Source organism: Brenneria alni (assembly GCF_003666245.1).
GTDB classification, from domain to species: Bacteria; Pseudomonadota; Gammaproteobacteria; order Enterobacterales; family Enterobacteriaceae; genus Brenneria; species Brenneria alni.
This window is the reverse complement of sequence record NZ_MJLZ01000036.1, coordinates 20,663-39,234: the sequence shown is the minus strand read 5'-3', so window position 1 is coordinate 39,234 and position 18,572 is coordinate 20,663. Positions and strand designations below refer to the sequence as shown.

At 52.6% G+C, this 18,572-nt stretch carries 11 protein-coding genes and 1 tRNA gene; 5 read left to right on the top strand and 7 right to left on the bottom strand.

Annotation, left to right across the window (positions count from 1 at the left end; all coding sequences use genetic code 11):
- Window positions 1-110: 110 nt before the first annotated feature.
- The 4 genes from BIY29_RS14950 (at window position 111) to BIY29_RS14935 (ending at window position 11,592) form a co-directional block, all read left to right on the top strand.
- Window positions 111-5,597, top strand: coding sequence for a type I polyketide synthase (locus tag BIY29_RS14950; protein ID WP_121575889.1), 5,487 nt, complete (start codon window positions 111-113; stop codon window positions 5,595-5,597).
- Between the two features lie 77 nt (window positions 5,598-5,674).
- The gene (locus tag BIY29_RS14945; protein WP_121575888.1) at window positions 5,675-9,748 is read left to right on the top strand and encodes a non-ribosomal peptide synthetase; all 4,074 of its coding nucleotides are present in this window, start codon (window positions 5,675-5,677) and stop codon (window positions 9,746-9,748) included.
- A gap of 73 nt (window positions 9,749-9,821) precedes the next feature.
- The gene (locus BIY29_RS14940) at window positions 9,822-10,439 is read left to right on the top strand and encodes a hypothetical protein (RefSeq protein WP_121575887.1); all 618 of its coding nucleotides are present in this window, start codon (window positions 9,822-9,824) and stop codon (window positions 10,437-10,439) included.
- A 136-nt stretch (window positions 10,440-10,575) separates the two neighbouring features.
- Window positions 10,576-11,592, top strand: a complete 1,017-nt coding sequence (locus BIY29_RS14935) for an NADP-dependent oxidoreductase (protein WP_121575886.1) — start codon at window positions 10,576-10,578, stop codon at window positions 11,590-11,592.
- Window positions 11,593-11,749: 157 nt separating this feature from the next.
- On the opposite strand, the gene BIY29_RS14930 is transcribed toward BIY29_RS14935, so the two are convergent.
- The 6 genes from BIY29_RS14930 to rlmE form a co-directional block, all read right to left on the bottom strand.
- Window positions 11,750-11,836, bottom strand: a tRNA-Leu gene (locus BIY29_RS14930).
- 66 nt (window positions 11,837-11,902) lie between these two features.
- Window positions 11,903-12,229 (bottom strand): preprotein translocase subunit SecG, encoded by a 327-nt coding sequence (gene secG / locus BIY29_RS14925; RefSeq protein WP_121575885.1) that lies wholly within the window; start codon window positions 12,227-12,229, stop codon window positions 11,903-11,905.
- A 356-nt stretch (window positions 12,230-12,585) separates the two neighbouring features.
- Complete coding sequence (gene glmM / locus BIY29_RS14915; RefSeq protein ID WP_121575884.1) at window positions 12,586-13,923, bottom strand: phosphoglucosamine mutase; 1,338 nt, start codon at window positions 13,921-13,923, stop codon at window positions 12,586-12,588.
- 8 nt (window positions 13,924-13,931) lie between these two features.
- Window positions 13,932-14,765, bottom strand: a complete 834-nt coding sequence (gene folP / locus BIY29_RS14910) for a dihydropteroate synthase (protein ID WP_121575883.1) — start codon at window positions 14,763-14,765, stop codon at window positions 13,932-13,934.
- 125 nt (window positions 14,766-14,890) lie between these two features.
- Entirely contained in the window at window positions 14,891-16,834 is a 1,944-nt protein-coding gene (ftsH, locus tag BIY29_RS14905) for an ATP-dependent zinc metalloprotease FtsH (RefSeq protein ID WP_170158951.1), read from the bottom strand.
- Window positions 16,835-16,881: 47 nt separating this feature from the next.
- Window positions 16,882-17,511: a 23S rRNA (uridine(2552)-2'-O)-methyltransferase RlmE gene (gene rlmE / locus BIY29_RS14900; protein WP_121575881.1), complete on the bottom strand. Its 630-nt coding sequence runs from the start codon at window positions 17,509-17,511 to the stop codon at window positions 16,882-16,884.
- A gap of 143 nt (window positions 17,512-17,654) precedes the next feature.
- Here rlmE and yhbY point away from each other — a divergent pair, with 143 nt between their 5' ends.
- The gene (gene yhbY, locus BIY29_RS14895) at window positions 17,655-17,948 is read left to right on the top strand and encodes a ribosome assembly RNA-binding protein YhbY (protein ID WP_121575880.1); all 294 of its coding nucleotides are present in this window, start codon (window positions 17,655-17,657) and stop codon (window positions 17,946-17,948) included.
- A 128-nt stretch (window positions 17,949-18,076) separates the two neighbouring features.
- Here the strand turns inward: yhbY and greA are convergent, their stop codons facing one another.
- Window positions 18,077-18,553, bottom strand: coding sequence for a transcription elongation factor GreA (gene greA, locus BIY29_RS14890; RefSeq protein ID WP_121575879.1), 477 nt, complete (start codon window positions 18,551-18,553; stop codon window positions 18,077-18,079).
- Window positions 18,554-18,572: the final 19 nt, after the last annotated feature.

Genomic DNA, 18,572 nt, shown 5'->3' with positions numbered 1-18,572 from the left:
TTAGCAATCCCTTGTAGATTTCTCGGCGCAGGAAAAGGCAGACCATTTTCGGGTGGGCCGACCTCCTGCGCCTTGAAAGATGGCGGTTATATTCATGGTGAGGTAACAGAATGAAAGATCAAGTAACGTTTCGCGATAAAGACATTGCCGTGGTGGGAATGTCAGCCCGCTTTCCTGGCGCGGAAGATGTCACGGCGTTTTGGCGGAATCTACTGGAAGGGGTGGAGACCATCAGTACATTCAGCGAAGAGGAGTTGCGGGAGTCGGGTATTGAAGAAGATCTGATCGCTTCATCAAACTATATCCGCCGCCGGGGGATTTTAGGCAACGCACAGGACTTTGATGCCCATTTTTTTGATATTACGCCGCGTGATGCCGAAATTATGGACCCGCAACACCGCATCTTTCTGGAATGTTGCTGGCATGCGTTTGAAAACGCCGGTTACGTGCCGGATACCTACCCCGGTAAAGTCGGCGTGTTCGGCGGCACCGGAACCGCCTGGCACCTGAATAAAGTGAACGCCCATCCTGAGGTGCAGAAATATGCCAGCGGCGCATCAGTGGTGACAAACAATGACAAAGATTACGTAACGACGCGCGTCTCTTACAAGCTGAACCTGAAAGGGCCCAGCATCAACGTTCAGAGCGCCTGTTCGACCGCGATGGTCGCCGTCGTAATGGGAATTAATAGCCTCCAGAACGGGGAAAGCGATTTGATCGTTGCCGGCGGCGTGTCGGTTGATACGCCGGAACGCCGCGGCTATCAGTATATGCAGGGCGGCATGGAGTCGGCGGATGGCCGCTGCTACGCCTTTGACTCGCGGGCAAACGGTACGGTGTTTAGCCGTGGCGCAGGGGTTGTGCTGCTGAAGCGCCTGAATGAAGCCATACGCGATGGCGATCATATCTACGCCGTCCTGAAGGGCGGCGCAATTAATAATGACGGTAGCCTGAAAGCGGGCTATACCGCCCCCGGCGTTGCAGGACAGGTCGCGGTCGCCAGACAGGCGATCACCAATGCACAGATCAATCCGGCGACCATCGACTTTGTTGAAGCGCATGGCACGGCAACGGCATTGGGCGATCCGATTGAATTTACCTCTTTAACGCAGACATTTCAGGAATATACCGATAAAACCCAATACTGCCGGCTGGGCTCGGTGAAAACCAATATCGGCCATACGGATGCGGCTTCCGGCATGGCCAGCCTGATCAAAGCTTCACTGGCGTTGGAAACGGGAATGCTGCCGGCATCGCTGCATTTTGTATCGCCCAATCCCAATATCGAGTTTGAAACCAGCCCATTCGTCATGAATACCGAACTGAGCAAGCTGGATGCATCGGACACCCCGCACCGCGCCCTGGTGAACTCCTTCGGCGTAGGGGGCACCAACGCCTGCGTAGTCCTTGAAGCCGCGCCCCCCCTCGCCGCGAGCGATCCGCATCACGGTCTTCTGGCCCTGCCCTTCTCGGCGAAAAGTCGTAAGGCGCTGGAGGAGATGAAACAGCGGATGCATGATTACCTGAGCGTGCATGAGAACGTCAATCTGGCCGATGTCGCCTATACCTTGCAGGTCGGGCGTCAAAAATTCGCCCACAGCACCGTCATTGTCGCGGGTGATCGTGAAACCCTGCTGAACAAGCTGGAGCACCCCTCGGCTATCGTGTCTCAGGCGGGGAAAAACCGTAAATCAGTGGTGTTCATGTTCCCCGGGCAAGGCAACCAGTACCTCAATATGGCGCATGAACTTTACACCGCCTATGGCGCGTTCCGCCAGGTGATGGACCAGTGTTGCCGCTATCTGGAACCCATTCTGGGCGCAGACCTGAAAACGGTGATGTTCTCCAAAGACAGCGCCGCCGACAGGTCACGCCTCAATGAAACCCAATTTACCCAGCCCGCGTTGTTTGTCGTGGAGTACAGTCTGGCGCAGTTGTGGATGTCCTGGGGCATTAAACCGGATGCCATGATCGGCCACAGCGTCGGGGAATACGTCGCCGCCTGTATTTCCGGTGTCTTCTCACTGGAAGATGCGCTGAAGGCGGTGGCGCTGCGCGGCAAAATGGTGCAGGCGCTCCCTTCCGGCGACATGCTGGCCGTGCTATTGGATGAAGAAACCCTGAGCGGGAAGTTACAGGGCGGCAAGCTGGAAATGGCGGCGGTCAACTATCCCGGGCTGTGCGTGATCGCCGGCGAGTCGGATGAGATTGCGCGTTTCCAACAGCATCTGGAAGATAACAATATTTTCTGCAAACATCTGGATACCTCGCACGCCTTCCATTCGTACATGATGGAGCCGATGCTGCCCGCCTTTAAAAAGGTTATTGATACGATCGCGTTACATACGCCGCAAATCCCGTTTGTCTCCACTGTCAACGGGGAATGGATAAGCGACGAACTGGCGCAGAACAGCGATTACTGGGTAAGGCACGTGCGTAATACCGTGCTGTTTTCACGCGCCTTCAAAACATTGATGGCGAAAGCACATCAGGATGTGGTGTTCCTTGAAGTCGGCCCGGGGCGCTCGCTGGAATCCTCCGCCAAGCAGCATTTCAACGCGAACGACGGCGCACTGATTTACTCCTCCCTGCCTACCGCGAAAGATGTCGCATTATCCGGCGAGTATCTCCTCTCGACATTCGGCTCACTGTGGGCCAGCGGCGTAGACGTTCAGTGGTCCCCGTTATCCGCCGGGCAACATCGTCGGCGTTTACCATTGCCGGGTTATCCCTTCGAACGTAAACGCTTCACGCTGCCGGCGATGTCGCAGGATCGGCCTGATGTGCAATCGGTGAAAGCGCGGAAGCGTAAAAAATCGGATACCGGTGACTGGTTCTCCATGCCGACATGGAAACAGACCATTCCGGCCAAATTTATGGCGGGAACCCGCGTGCAGCCAGGCGATGAAGCTTGCTGGCTGATTCTGGCGGATAACCTCGGGATCGCCGAACGGACGCAGCATACGCTGGAAAACCAGGGACACAAGGTCTTGTCCGTCACTCCCGGCGCGGCGTATCAGGAAGATCCTGCCGGGGGGCGCTATGTCATCCATGCTGCGGCGCGTGAAGATTATATTCGTCTGTTAAAAAGCCTTAAAACACAAGGTCTGCGTCCCTCTCGCATCCTCTATTTATGGAGTCTGACGGCTGAAATGCCGACGCCCCGGTTAAATCAGGATCTGGTGGTCTCATCCGTTAACGCGTTCTACCGCCCCCTTTACCTTCAACAGGCGTTGGTAAGCGAAAACCTGCTGGATGAGTTGCACCTGCTGTTCGCCACCAGCAATACCTTCAGCGTGATGGGAGAGGCCATCGCGTCGCCCGAGAACGCGCTTCTGGTCGGGCCTGCCCGGGTGTTCTATCACGAATACCCGGAAGTGCAATGCCATTTGGTCGATATCGATCTGCGTGATGGCCGCGCCGCCCTTGGTGACATCGCGCAGCATCTGATTGCGGAAAGCGATATTGCGACGCATGGCAATCTGGTGGCGTATCGTGGCGGGCAGCGGTGGGAAGAGGGTTACCAGGCGGTGCATCTGGATCAGGATGACAGCGGTTTACCCGCCGATCTGAGGGATGACGGCGTCTATCTTATCACCGGCGGGCTTGGCGGATTGGGGATGTTGGTGGCCAACTACGTGGCGGAAAACAGCGATGCCGCCTTAATCCTGACCTACCGTTCGGCGCTACCGCCGCGGGATAGCTGGCATAGCTGGGTTCAACAGCACCCGGTGGATGATGAAATCAGTGAAAAGATCGCCGGCGTTTTACGCCTGGAGGCACAGGGCAACACCGTGCATCTGGCGCAGGTTGACGTGAGCGATTATGCCGGTATGCGCGACATGCTGGCCGCCTTCCCGCGGGTGGACGGCGTGTTCCATACCGCCGGGGTGGCGGGCGGGGGCATTATTCCGCTGAAAAGCGATGCCGATTGCGCCAGCGTGCTGGACCCGAAAGTCGCAGGCAGCGTCATTCTGGATGCGTTGCTGCAAAACAAACAGCCTGATTTCTTTATCCTGTTTTCGTCCATCTCCGCCATTGTCGGCGATGAAGCCCGTATTGATTACTGTTCCGGCAATGCCTTCATGGATGCCTTCGCGCATTACCGCAACCAGCATCGCCGCGGGCGCACAGTATCGTTGAACTGGGGAAAATGGGGCGATGTGGGCATGGCCGCCCGTTGGGACCGGCAACAGTTGGAGAAGAAAAACAGCAAGTCGCCCGTTTTTGATGAAGTCGAAGGCGACCTGCTGACGTTGGTTGAACGCGAGGGGATGCAGGAAAGCTATCAGGTCAATCTTGCCGTGCGGCAAGACTGGGTCATTGACGAACACCGCCTTGCTCATCAGCCTTCACTGGTCGGCGCCACCCTCTTATCGCTGCTGCACGAGTTCATGACGCAGTTTAAGCCTCAGGAAAGCTTGCAGGTGAAAAACCTGATGCTGACCAAGCCGGTGATTTATCGCCACGCCTGGCCCCGTCTTATGCGGCTGGTCATCACCGCTGACGGAAAGGGATATAAATTTAGCCTGAAGAGTCGCGGCACCCTCGAGCTGGAGTGGCAGGAACACGCGTTTGGCGTCATCGGACAAGACCAGCAGGCGTCTGAAGGGATTATCCAGCCTATCGACGACATCCGCCGGCGCTGCACGACCGAGATGCCCTATGCGCCTCTTGCGATGGATTTGGAAAATGCCAGTACCGGCGATGTCTTCCTGTCGTTGAGCCAGCGCTGGAATAACCATCGCGATATTGTTCAGGGTCACAACGAGTGGCTGGTGCACAAGGTGTTGGATCAAGCCTATGTCGAAGATATGGTTCGCTACCCATACCATCCTGCGATCATTGATGCGACGGCAATACACTGCCTGATGTCGATAACGCAGGAGAACTTCTTGCCGATCAGCTACGGTAAGATCACCTTCCTCGCGCCGCTAAACGACAATGTCTATGCCCACGTTAAGCTCAAACGCGCCTATCAAGCACAGGACAACGCGATCGTCATGGACATCGTCTTCCTTTCGCCGCAAGGCCGACCGCTGCTGGCTTTGGAAAATTATACCCTGCTCAAACTGACGCCGGATAATCAGGTCGCCACGCCGCAAGCCACATCGGCGTTCCCGGTGAAAGTAAATCTGGCGGATAAAGATATTCTGCTGCCGGAAGGCGTGGATATCCTTAAACGCCAACTGTCGCATCTGGAGTTTGCGCAACTGGTGATCGTCACCAGCGATCTGCATCAACTCATCTATGAGTCGATTCCCGAGCAAGCGACGCCCGAACATATCGTGCTGGACAACGCGGCGCTGGAAGGTCATTCCAGACCCGCGCTGTCAGTGGATTACCAGGCCCCGGAAAACGACATTGAGAAGGAGCTCGTCAACGTCTGGCAATCCATTCTGGGGATTTCCGGCATCGGCGTGAACGACAGTTTCACCGAGCTCGGCGGCAACTCGCTCCTTGCGGTGCAAGTGATCTCAACCGTCTCAGGCATCTTCGAGATCGATATTCGCATTGACCTGTTTTATCAGAACCAGACGATAAAAGGCCTATCGACGCTGATTCTCTCAGAGCTTGAAACGTTATTGCAGAACTAAGGGGAGGCCGCCTCCCGAACGCTATCGGGAGGCGGCCATCGACGTTAATACCGAATACCCAAAAGCGAGAGACGATCATGACATCGACCCGTACCGATCGACTGGCATCACTGAGCCTGGACGACTTAAAAAAACTGGCGCACGACAAGAAAAAAGCAGGCGCGATCATAGCAGGCGCTAAAACCATTCAAAAAAATACGCAACCGGGCAGAAGCCATTTCCCGATGACCAGCGCCCAAAAACGCATCTGGATGCTCGATCAATACCTTGATAACCATCAAGCCTATAACAATCCCTATGCCGTTACCTGCTGGATTGAACATGAAATAGATCCGCAACTGGCCCAAACCGCGCTTGATTACCTGACGCGACAGCATGACATTCTTCGTACCACGTTCCGTTTCATCGATGACGACGTATACCAATGCGTATCTGATGACATGCCTTTCCATTTCCACTATGACGACATCTCCGCATGCGCGCAGGAAGAGATCGCAAGCCGCGTGCAAACCCTGGCAAAAGCGGAAGGCGGCATCAGTTTTGACCTGGCCAATGGCCCGTTGGCCTATTTGCATATGTTAAAAACGCGCCCTGATGAATATGTCTTGTTGCTGACGTTTCATCACATCATTTCCGATGGCTGGACGGTAAACCTGTTTTTCAAAACGTTTATGGAGACCTACTTTCGTTTGCTCCAGGGAGAGACGTTAAAAATAGCGGACACTCTGCAATTTACCGATTACGCCCTGGCGGAGAATCAGTGGTATGCCGAGGGAAAATATCAGGAAGGCCTCGCCTATTGGACGAAGAAACTCGATGGAGTTCAGGGCCTGCTGGAATTGGCAACCGATCGCCCGCGACCGGCCAAAATGCGTACCGCAGGCGGCATGGTCAGCCAGTTTTTCGATACCGCATTCTGTCGGCGTTTGCAAGCCTGCGCTTCACAACACCATGCCACGCAATTTCATATCATCCTCACCGCGTATCAACTCCTGCTGCACAAATACAGCGGCCAGCAGGAGATTATTATCGGCGCGCCGTTCGCCAATCGGAATTTGCCCGTCACACAAAGCATGATGGGGTTATTTATGAACACGCTGCCGCTACGTTTCGAGATCAATCCCGATGCGCCGTTCTCCACGCTGATCGATACCACACGCGCCGAATGCGAGCAGGCCATGATGCACCAGGATGTGCCATTCAATTACATACTGGATGAAATCAGCTACGTGCGTAATCCCCAGGTTAACCCGGTATTTCAGGCCATCCTGACCTATCAGGTGTTTCCCCATTTTCACAATAACAGTGGTTTCAAATATCAACCATTAAAGGTGGACTACGCCACTGCGAAGCTCGATCTGAACTTGTGGGTAGAAGAAGATAAAGACAGAGATGGCCTGCTGTTTACCCTCAACTACAGTAGCGCCTTATTTAACCAGGACACCATCCAGCGCATGCTGGTCGATCTGCGCACGATCCTTGACGTCGTCATGACTCAGCCGCAATTGACTGTCCGGGATCTGTCGCTGTTAAATGAAGAAGAGCGTCACGCGGTGATAGCCAAGTGTCGCCCTGTTCCCACTGTCGTTCCGCCTGCCATCCATGTTCAATTTGAACATCAGGTCGAGCAGCGCCCCCACGCTATCGCACTCCGCTGCGAGGGACGAACGCTCACCTATACCCAGCTCAATCAGCGGGCAAACCGTTTAGCACATCAGTTGCGAGCGAATGGCATCGCGCCAGGGGAATGCGTCGCGCTTTGTATGCCGAAGAGCGAGCACTGCGTGGTCGCCATCCTGGCGGTACTGAAGGCAGGCGGATGCTATGTACCGATTGATATGGCGCTCCCCGCGCAGCAGATCGCCTTTATCCTGCAAGACGCCGCCGTCCGCTGTGCGTTGATTGATGGCGCAGCCCCGCCACAGGCGTTGCCGTACATCGATGTAAGGCAAGAGTTCAGCGCCATGCCAGCAAGCAACCCGCCGTATCAGGCGCGTCACGATATGCCCGCCTATATTATTTATACCTCCGGCAGCAGTGGAAAACCGAAAGGCGTTCGCGTCAATCATGCGCATTTGAGTCACTATTGCCACGCGATCCAACCAGTTCTCTCGCTGCCCGCGGGCGCCCGCTACGGTATGTTTTCCGCTTTCACGACCGATCTGGCGCATACCATGCTGTTCCCCTCTTTGCTTCATCAAGGGCAGCTTGAAATCATCAGCGCCCGACAACTCAATGCGCCTGAAGCGCTGTTTGCCTATCTGGCGGACAATCCGTTGGATTGCATCAAGATAACGCCTTCTCATTTGGCAGCGCTATTAACATCACCGCAAGCATGCGCCCTGCTGCCGCAACGTCTGTTAGTGCTTGGCGGAGAGCGTGTTCCCGTGTCGCTGATTACACGTGTACGTCAGCTAAACCGCGCCTGCCGCGTGGTGAACCATTATGGCCCGACCGAGTGTACCGTCGGCATAACCACCTACGAGGTTCCCGACGATCTCAGCACGATCGACGATGACTATTTGCCGATTGGTACGCCGTTGGCGGATAGCCATGTACTGCTGCTCGATCCCTGCCGGCAACTGGTTCCCGCCGGGTTACCGGGTGAAATTTATCTGGGCGGCGCGCATGTGGCGGCAGGATACCTCGGTCTACCGGAACAAAACCAAGCACGCTTTATTCCGCATCCTTATCTTGAAGGAGAGCGGCTCTACCGAAGCGGTGATAAAGGCCGCCAGCTGCCTGATGGCAATATTGCGTTTCTGGGACGCCTCGACCGTCAGGTTAAGGTCAGAGGCTATCGTGTTGAACTGGCTGAAATTGAACAGGCCTTGCAGCAGGCCGACGCTGTCACCCATGCCGCAGTCAAACAAAATAGGTTACCGAACGGGGAAACCGTGTTGACCGCTTACCTTTGCGGGGTCTCAGCACAGCATCGCGCTTTGATAAAAGAGACGCTGCAAAAGAAACTGCCTGGCTACATGCACCCCGAACGCTGGGTCTGGCTCGATGCGATGCCATTGACCGCCAGCGGCAAGATCAACTATAACGCTCTGCCGCTGCCGGCGTATGAGACGGTTTTATCCCCCCGCCGCCCCGAAGGTGAGCGCGAACAGCGCCTGCATGCGATTTATCGCCAGGTTCTACAACGGGATGACATCGATACGCAGGAGAGTTTCTTTAACCTCGGCGGTAACTCTATCAGTGCGTTAAAGCTCATTCTCAACGTCAATCAATACTTCGGAACAGCATTGTCTTTAGGGCAATTGCTTGAGAACAGCAGCATCCATCAATTGGCCCGCCTACTGGAACAGAACGCGCCGCAGGCCCTTTCGTCATGCGTCACAATCTCCCCGGGACTTGCCGACGACAAGCCGACGCTGGTGCTTATCCATCCCGCTGGGGGCAACGTGCTGTGCTATTCCGTATTAGCCCGCGCGTTGGGCAGCGATTATCCGATTTACGGCATTCAGGTGGCCGATTTCAGCCGTAACGCCCCTTACAACAAGGATATTAAAGCTTTAGCCGCGTTTTATTTGTCGCAGGCGGGCGAGCGGGTACATCGTCCTAACCTGGTTATCGGAGGGTGGTCTCTGGGGGCAACGATTGCCTTTGAAATGGCGCAGCAGCTGGCCACAACGGGAATAACCCCTACCGTACTGGTACTGGATCAGCCCGCGCCACAGGTAGCCGTCGACGATTCCGCACAGATGAATGAACATGAAAGGCTCGCGTACTTTGCACATAAAGTGGAACGGTTTACCGGCACATCCTTCCAGCTTTCAGAAGCCGCCTTGTCTGCGATGTCTGAAGAGCAACGCACTGCACGGTTCCTGGCAGCGTTCAAGCAAGCCGGACTCGTGCCCGACGCCATTGGCCTGCCGGCATTTCAACAGTTTCTGCACATTTTGCGTGCGCATATTCATGCCACGGATGATTATCAGGGGGCGCCATACGCGGGCAATCTCCTGGTTGTCGAAGCTGAAGATATCTTGCCGGGCCGCCGCCGCCCGCCCGAATCGGGACTGGGATGGCGGCGTTTGACGGCGGGCAAACTGACGGTGCTCAGTACCTCCGGCGACCATATATCGATGATGACGATGCCGCACATTGCCCACATTGCCGAGCAATTAAAAAAGATCTTGCGATGAGCAAAGAGCGGTAGACCGACCTGTCCACTGCTGAACGCAAATCGCCCAACACTTTATTTTGCAAGGAAGGAACATGCAACAATCATCCTCAATCACCCTATGGTCATACTTGCTGTCGCGTGATGCGCACCTCACTATCGTGCTGCCGATTGTGCTCTATCACATCGCATTCTGGCTGGGCGGCGGCGGTATCGCCCTGCTGATAACCGCGCTCTATTCCGCTGTTGTGGAGGGCGTCAACCGACGCAAAGGCGCTCTGGCGATTATCGCGTTGATTATGCTATCGGGCGGTAGCCATTACCTCTATATACTCGGCCATACGCCATTCGCCATCAGACAGGAAAGCGTCTTTTTAGCGGTCAGCGGCGCGATCTCCGTCGTGATCGTTTTTGCGGTCTACAGCCTGTTGCAACGTCCGGTCGTGAGAACGCTGGCGGAACAAGCCATGCCCGTCCTCAAGACGCTCCCGTTCTATAACACGCCGCGCTACGCCAGAGCCTGGCACGAAGTCTCTGTGGTCTGGATGCTGATATTCCTGCTGAAAGCGCTAGGCATTTATGCCCTTTCGCAACAGGAAGGGCTGCCGATGGATGCGATTGTTCTGGTCTGCGGCTGGCCGATCACCCTGTTGTTGATCATCTTCAGTTTCTACTGGCCGCGATATCGCTGGGTGGCCAAATCCATCGGATAAACACGCCTGAGTAAAAAATATTCAGCGCCTTAATAACGATAGCTACCTACCATCCTGCGCATTTCAGCAAAGCAAACGCCGCAGAGCCGGTCTACAGCCCGGGTGGGCGGGTATCTCATGATAGAGGAGGAATGTTATGAATCAGTTTGAAAATAAATCCATTGTCTTGAATCGCCACCCTGACGGTCCCGCGCAGTTAAATGATTTCAGGCTGGAACAAAGCCCGATCGCGGCATTACAGCCTGGCGAATATCTGGTGGAAAATAAATGGCTATCTATTGATCTGTATACCCGGCCCCGCCTCAATAGAAATACGGCTTATGTCAGCCCGATCAAACTGGGAGAGGTTATCCAGGGAGAGACGATAGGCTATGTCGTGGCGACGAGCAACCCTCGGTTTGCGGTCGGAGATTGTGTATTCACATTCTCTGGTTGGCAGAAATACTATGTCGGCGGTTCACAGGACTTTATAACCCATCAGGTACGGCCGACATCGCTGTCGCCGTCTATTTTTCTGGGCGCGGTGGGCACGCCAGGGCGTTCAGCCTATTTTGGAATGAATAAAATTGCCAAACCCCAGGAGGGAGAAACACTGGTGGTATCCGCAGCTTCGGGGGCGGTGGGAGCGGTCGTCGGGCAGTTGGGAAAGCTGTCTGGATGCCGGGTCGTTGGCCTGGCCGGCAGTGAGGAAAAATGTCACTACGTTGTCGATACGTTGGGGTTCGATGCCTGTCTCAATTACAAGAAAGACGATTTGAATTGCGATCTTCGCGCCGCTTGTCCCAATGGTATTGATATCTATTTTGAAAATGTGGGTGGCCGGGTTTCCTTGTTTGTCGCCAAACTGCTTAACGAGGGCGCACGGGTGCCTATCTGCGGCAATGCGGCACATTACAATCAGGGAACGGAGGTTGATGTTTCCGGTCCGGCAGACTTTTTTGCCTCGCTGCCCGGTGCGCCACTAAGCCGTTTTTTCCTGGTAACGGAATGGTTTAAAGATTATGCCGAAGCGGATAGCTGGCTATTGCGTGCTGTTGAGAAAGGAGCATTGAAATACCGGGAAACCATCACTGACGGGCTGGAAAATGCGCCTCAGGCTTTCATCGATATATTGAACGGTAAACATTTGGGTAAACAACTGGTTCGCCTATAAAAACTAGTGAGTGCTTACTGCAATATTCAGACAGGCACAGCTTGAGTTTCGCACGAATAGTGAACGAGAACCAGAGGCTGAAAAGAAGGGAAAGTCAGTAAATTCGTGGGGTTGAGATAAAAAAATAGACGTCGGTTGACGTCTATTGATTTTGTATTGGTACCGAGGACGGGACTTGAACCCGTAAGCCCAATCGGGCACTACCACCTCAAGGTAGCGTGTCTACCAATTCCACCACCTCGGCATCACAATTACTGCTGTAACACAGCAACGGCAGTGGCTGCTGTGTTAATACTGCTTTTTAAGACGATTACTTGGGAATATCGCTCGCAGGCGCGGCAGGCGTTGCGGTCTGCTCTGCTTTCTCAGGCTGGCTCAGGTTATCCCACTCTCCGCCTTTCTTGCTCTGCTGCGAACTCATGTTGCCCAGCACCAGACTGATAATGAAGAACAATGTCGCCAATACCGCCGTCATGCGAGTCATGAAATTTCCGGAGCCGCTCGAACCGAACAAAGTGGCAGAAGCACCTGCTCCGAACGAGGCTCCCATATCAGCACCTTTGCCTTGTTGCAGCATAATCAAGGCAACCAGCCCGATCGCTATCAACAGGAAAATCACTAAAAGAGCTTCGTACATAGTTGTACCTGTAACCGTTTTCCCCATAATTTATGGAGATTTTATATTCTTGCGGTAAAAACCGCGTGCAATCCGCCAAACTGAATGAAAACTCTCATCCGCTCATTAAGCGGGTCTGAATACTAACCAAAGGCTGTAGCGTACGCAAGGGTAATTTAGCCGCCATTTACTGATTGAAGAAAAAAACAGCGGCTTTTAGTATACAACCACAGAAGAATAGCATATCTATTTGATTATTAATGGTTAGATCGTAATTAATCAAATAAAGAGTAAAGGCTGGTAATTTTGAAAAAAGCCGCATTGCCAGAGTGGCCGTTCAGTCATTGCTGGCTAATGCAGGCTTGGTTTAAAGAGTATTAATCCACTGCTTTTACTGCGTCGGCGATCTGATTAGCCAACTCTGTGACCGTAGCTTCATTCTCGCCTTCAACCATTACGCGAATAAGCGGCTCAGTTCCTGATTTTCTCAGTAATACCCGTCCCCGGCCCGTCAGCTCTTTCTCAACATCCTGTGTTATTTGTTGAACCGTCTTATCTTCAAGAGGATTAGTCTCACCTGAGAAACGGACGTTAATCAGAATCTGTGGGAAAAGCCTCATGCCGCTACACAGGTCATGCAGACTCATATGGTTCCTGACTATCGCAGTAAGGACTTGCAAACCAGCGATAATCCCGTCACCCGTCGTCGTTTTATCCAGGAGAATCACATGACCAGAGTTTTCCGCACCAATACGCCAGCCTTTGGCCTGCATCATTTCCAATACATAACGATCGCCGACTTTGGCGCGAGCAAACGGAATACCCAGTTGCTTCAAAGCAAGCTCCAATCCCATATTGCTCATCAGTGTGCCTACCGCGCCGCCGCGCAACTGCCCCTGGCGTAAACCTTCACGAGCGATGATATACAGAATCTGATCGCCGTCGACTTTGTTACCAAGATGATCAACCATGATTAACCGATCGCCATCACCGTCAAATGCCAGCCCAACATCGGCTTTTTCGGCCAGGACACGCGCCTGTAGCTGTCTTACATCGGTCGCGCCACATTCTTCATTGATGTTCATGCCATCTGGCTCACAGCCAATGGAGATAACTTTGGCGCCCAGTTCACGTAATACGCTGGGGGCAATGTGATACGTTGCGCCATTCGCACAGTCGACCACTATTTTCAGACCATTAAGGCTCAGTTCACTTGGGAACGTTCCCTTACAAAACTCAATATAACGCCCGGCTGCATCCACAATGCGATTCGCTTTACCCAGTTCCGCCGATTCAACGCATGTCAGCGGTTTATCCAATTCAGCCTCGATCGCTTCTTCCACTTCGTCAGGCAATTTAGTGCCGTCAATAGAGAAGAATTTAATTCCGTTATCATAATAAGGATTGTGCGAAGCAGAAATGACAATACCGGCTTCTGCTCTGAAGGTACGGGTCAGATAAGCAACAGCCGGCGTCGGCATCGGGCCGGTAAAAGAGGCGGACAATCCCGCCGCCGCCAACCCGGCTTCTAGCGCAGATTCCAACATATAACCGGAAATTCGGGTGTCTTTACCGATGATAATTTTACGAGAGCCGTGTCGTGCCAGAACCTTGCCCGCAGCCCAGCCAAGTTTCAGCACAAAATCGGGGGTAATTGGACTGTCACCAACCTTACCCCGAACACCATCGGTCCCAAAATATTTACGGTTACTCATAATAGTTTTTATTCCTTCGCTGAAAGAGTGGCCTCAACAATGCGCATCGCATCTACCGTTTCTTTTACGTCATGAACACGAATAATTTGCGCACCTTGCATGGCTGCAATCACCGCGCACGCCACACTGCCCTGTACCCGTTGCGCGGGGGGCGCCTTGAGCAATTGTCCGATCATGGATTTTCTGGACATTCCGACCAGCAGAGGCAATCCGAAACGGTGTAATTCGCTCAAACGGGCCAGAAGCGCATAATTATGTGCCAGATTTTTACCAAAGCCGAATCCGGGATCGAGCAATAGCTTACTTTTCGGAATATTGCCGTTCATGCAACGATCGATCTGCCGCTGCAAAAAATCCCCAATCTCTGACATCAGGTCATCATAGTGTGGATTATGCTGCATTGTTTTTGGCAACCCCTGCATATGCATCAGGCAAACCGGCAGCCCGGTTGCAGCGGCGGCTTCTAACGCCCCTGGTTCTTGCAGCGAGCGAATATCATTGATTAAGTGAGCGCCCGCTTGCGCCGCAGCCGTGATTACTTCAGGCTTTGAGGTATCGACAGAAATCCATGTATCAAAACGCTGAGACAACGCTTCAACGACAGGAACCACGCGATCCAGTTCTTCCGCCGTGCTGACTTCATCCGCACCGGGACGGGTTGACTCTCCCCCAATATCAATCAGTGTGGCGCCAGCGACAATCATCTCCTGAGCATGAAACAGCGCCGTATCCAGCGTGTTATGTTTGCCGCCATCAGAAAATGAATCGGGAGTGACGTTGAGAATTCCCATAACGTTGGGACAAGAAAGATCCAGGGTTGCTCCTCTGGCACTCAATTGCATGATTTTTCCTTCAAAATCGTTGATCTGTTTTAAAACTTATCCCCACACACCATTCAGTAAAAAACCCCGGACAAGTCCGGGGTTTGAGGAACAGCAACGGGCAATGCGATTAGGCACCGACGAATTTATTTCTCGCCTAACTGCTCAGACATCGTGTTACCCGGATTTGGCGTGCGGGGTTCATCAACCGGCGTCGGCGCCTTAGGCGAACCACCATTACCAGAATTGCTATCCGAGCTTTGCTCTTCCCAACCGGCTGGCGGGCGAACATCTTTACGCGACATCAAGTCGTCAATCTGAGGCGCATCAATGGTTTCATATTTCATCAACGCATCCTTCATTGAATGAAGGATATCCATATTTGCCATCAGTAATTCACGGGCACGTTGATAATTACGCTCAATCAGGGATTTAACCTCCTGATCAATGATCCTGGCCGTTTCATCAGACATATGTTTGGCTTTAGCCACGGAACGCCCCAGGAACACTTCGCCGTCTTCCTCTGCATACAGCAACGGGCCGAGTTTCTCGGAAAAGCCCCACTGCGTTACCATGTTACGCGCAATAGACGTCGCTACTTTGATATCGTTTGACGCACCGGTCGATACTTTTTCCACACCGTAAATAATTTCTTCAGCCAGACGACCACCATATAAGGTAGAAATCTGACTTTCCAGTTTCCGACGGCTGGCGCTGATGGCATCACCTTCGGGCAGGAAGAATGTCACCCCTAATGCCCGGCCACGTGGAATAATCGTCACTTTATGTACCGGGTCATGCTCAGGCACCAGGCGGCCAATAATCGCATGTCCTGCTTCATGATAAGCCGTTGACTCTTTCTGCTGTTCCGTCATCACCATAGAACGGCGTTCCGCACCCATCATGATCTTATCTTTAGCTTTCTCAAACTCAACCATCGACACCACTCGTTTGTTACCACGGGCGGCGAACAGCGCGGCTTCGTTGACCAGGTTAGCCAAATCAGCACCAGAGAAACCAGGCGTACCCCGAGCAATAACAGAGGCATCAACATCTGGAGATAAAGGCACGCGGCGCATATGCACCTTCAGGATCTGCTCACGGCCACGAACATCCGGCAAACCCACCACGACCTGACGGTCGAACCGGCCCGGACGCAGTAACGCAGGGTCAAGAACATCAGGACGGTTAGTTGCCGCGATAACAATGATGCCCTCGTTGCCTTCAAAGCCATCCATCTCAACCAGCATCTGGTTCAGGGTTTGTTCACGTTCATCGTGACCACCGCCCAGACCAGCGCCACGCTGACGACCAACCGCATCGATTTCATCGATGAAGATAATACAAGGCGCGGCTTTCTTTGCCTGCTCAAACATGTCGCGCACGCGGGACGCACCCACACCGACGAACATTTCAACAAAGTCTGAACCGGAAATGGTAAAGAAAGGCACTTTTGCTTCACCGGCGATCGCTTTTGCCAGCAGCGTTTTACCTGTCCCTGGCGGGCCGACCATCAGAATGCCTTTCGGTATCTTGCCGCCCAACTTCTGGAAACGGCTCGGTTCACGTAGATATTCGACCAGTTCGCTTACTTCTTCTTTTGCTTCGTCACAACCGGCAACGTCGGCAAAAGTCGTTTTGATCTGATCTTCCGTCAGCATACGCGCTTTGCTCTTGCCAAAGGACATGGCGCCTTTACCGCCACCACCTTGCATTTGACGCATGAAGAAGATCCAGACACCAATCAGTAGCAGCATTGGGAACCAGGAAATAAAGATAGAAGCCAGCAAACTCGGCTCTTCCGGTGGCTCACCAACGACTTTCACATTCTTCGTTAGCAGGTTATCCAGTAGCTTGGGATCGTTGACAGGAATATAAGTCGTGTATCTGTTGCTATCTTTTTTGATAACACTGATCTCACGCCCGTTAATACGTGCTTCACGGACCTGATCCTGATTCACTTCAGTCAAGAAGGTTGAATAATCCACCCTACGGCCATTTGACTCGCTGGGCCCAAAGCTCTGGAAAACAGACATCAACACCACTGCGATGACTAACCAGAGGATCAGGTTTTTCGCCATGTCACTCAAGGGATTAACCTCATATTACAACTGTGTTAAAAAACAGCGTTAGGGTACTACAGTTTGCGCCCTGTCGCTACGATATACACTTCACGAGACCTGGCACGCGAAGCGTCTGGCTTACGAATCTTAACCTTCGTAAACAGGGAGCGAATTTCCCGCAGGTATTCATCAAAACCTTCTCCCTGAAACACTTTTACCAGGAAACTTCCTCCTGGCGCTAATACATCCCGACACATACCAAGTGCTAACTCAACCAGATACATCGATTTCGGAATATCAACTGCTGGTGTACCACTCATGTTCGGAGCCATGTCAGACATCACTACCTGAACTTTGTTGCCCCCGACTCTTTCAAGCAGCGCTTGAAGAACTAACTCATCACGAAAATCCCCTTGCAGGAAATCAACACCAACAATAGGATCCATCGGTAGAATATCACAGGCGATGATGCGCCCCTTACCGCCAATCTGCGTCACAACATACTGCGACCAGCCACCGGGGGCCGCACCTAAATCAACCACCGTCATACCGGGTTTAAACAGTTTGTCGCTCTGTTGTATTTCATCAAGTTTAAACCAAGCTCGGGAGCGGAGCCCTTTTTTCTGCGCCTGTTGCACATATTTATCGCTAAAGTGTTCCTGCAACCAGCGACTGGAACTTGCAGAACGCTTTTTATTAGCCATCTATTTTCCAACTATTCTTAGTAAGGCGCTCTCGGAGGGGAGAAACTTCTCACATACAGCCAATCAGCACAGCCAAATTGGTTATAATCATGAGATGGCGGTAGAATGAACCGTTTTCAATCCCAACCTAAGCAAAAAAGACAATGAACCTAAGTAATAAACAAAAACAACACCTGAAAGGTCTGGCACATCCGTTAAAACCGGTTGTCATGCTGGGCAATAACGGCCTCACCGAAGGTGTTCTGGCTGAGATCGAGCAGGCATTGGAACATCACGAACTGATCAAAGTGAAAGTCACTACCGAAGAACGAGAAACCAAGGCTTTGATTGTTGACGCTATTGTTCGCGAAACCGGAGCCAGTAACGTTCAGGTTATCGGGCATACGCTGGTGCTTTATCGTCCTGCGAAAGAACGTAAAATTGTGTTACCACGATAACACTTTTTATTTCAAGATACTCTGTTTTAACGGAAAGGTGCCACGCCTGTCTGTGAGAGAAAAGGCCGCAAGCGGCCTTTTTCTTTTCTTTACAAACTTTGCTGTATTATTCATCAATGCAACAAAGTTTACAGGTATTCAACTTTCAGGATCTCATACTCGACATCACCGCCCGGCGTACTGATAACCACAATGTCATCCTGCTCTTTGCCTATCAGTCCACGCGCAATAGGCGAGTTAACAGAAATCAGATTTTGTTTAAAATCCGCCTCATCGTCGCCCACAATTCGATACGTTTGTTGTTCTTCACTGTCCAGATTCATGATCGTAACCGTCGAGCCAAAAATGACACGCCCTGTTACCGCCATTTTGGTCACATCAATGACCTGAGCATTGGAAAGTTTGGCTTCAATGTCCTGAATACGTCCTTCACAAAAGCCTTGCTGCTCGCGCGCAGCGTGGTATTCCGCATTTTCTTTCAGGTCGCCGTGTTCACGGGCTTCAGCGATCGCGGCGATAATTTCCGGCCGGCGTACACTCTTTAAAAAATCCAGTTCTTCGCGTAATTTTTCGGCACCACGCAACGTCATCGGAAATTGTTTCATATTATCTTTACCTCTAAAA

Bases quoted from the DNA above. Each gene is read 5' to 3' on its own strand.
- glmM (WP_121575884.1), bottom strand. From the start codon at position 13,923: ATGAGTAACCGTAAATATTTTGGGACCGATGGTGTTCGGGGTAAGGTT.
- folP (WP_121575883.1), bottom strand. From the start codon at position 14,765: ATGCAATTGAGTGCCAGAGGAGCAACCCTGGATCTTTCTTGTCCCAAC.
- rlmE (WP_121575881.1), bottom strand. From the start codon at position 17,511: ATGGCTAATAAAAAGCGTTCTGCAAGTTCCAGTCGCTGGTTGCAGGAA.
- yhbY (WP_121575880.1), top strand. From the start codon at position 17,655: ATGAACCTAAGTAATAAACAAAAACAACACCTGAAAGGTCTGGCACAT.
- BIY29_RS14945 (WP_121575888.1), top strand. From the start codon at position 5,675: ATGACATCGACCCGTACCGATCGACTGGCATCACTGAGCCTGGACGAC.
- BIY29_RS14935 (WP_121575886.1), top strand. From the start codon at position 10,576: ATGAATCAGTTTGAAAATAAATCCATTGTCTTGAATCGCCACCCTGAC.
- BIY29_RS14940 (WP_121575887.1), top strand. From the start codon at position 9,822: ATGCAACAATCATCCTCAATCACCCTATGGTCATACTTGCTGTCGCGT.
- greA (WP_121575879.1), bottom strand. From the start codon at position 18,553: ATGAAACAATTTCCGATGACGTTGCGTGGTGCCGAAAAATTACGCGAA.
- BIY29_RS14950 (WP_121575889.1), top strand. From the start codon at position 111: ATGAAAGATCAAGTAACGTTTCGCGATAAAGACATTGCCGTGGTGGGA.
- secG (WP_121575885.1), bottom strand. From the start codon at position 12,229: ATGTACGAAGCTCTTTTAGTGATTTTCCTGTTGATAGCGATCGGGCTG.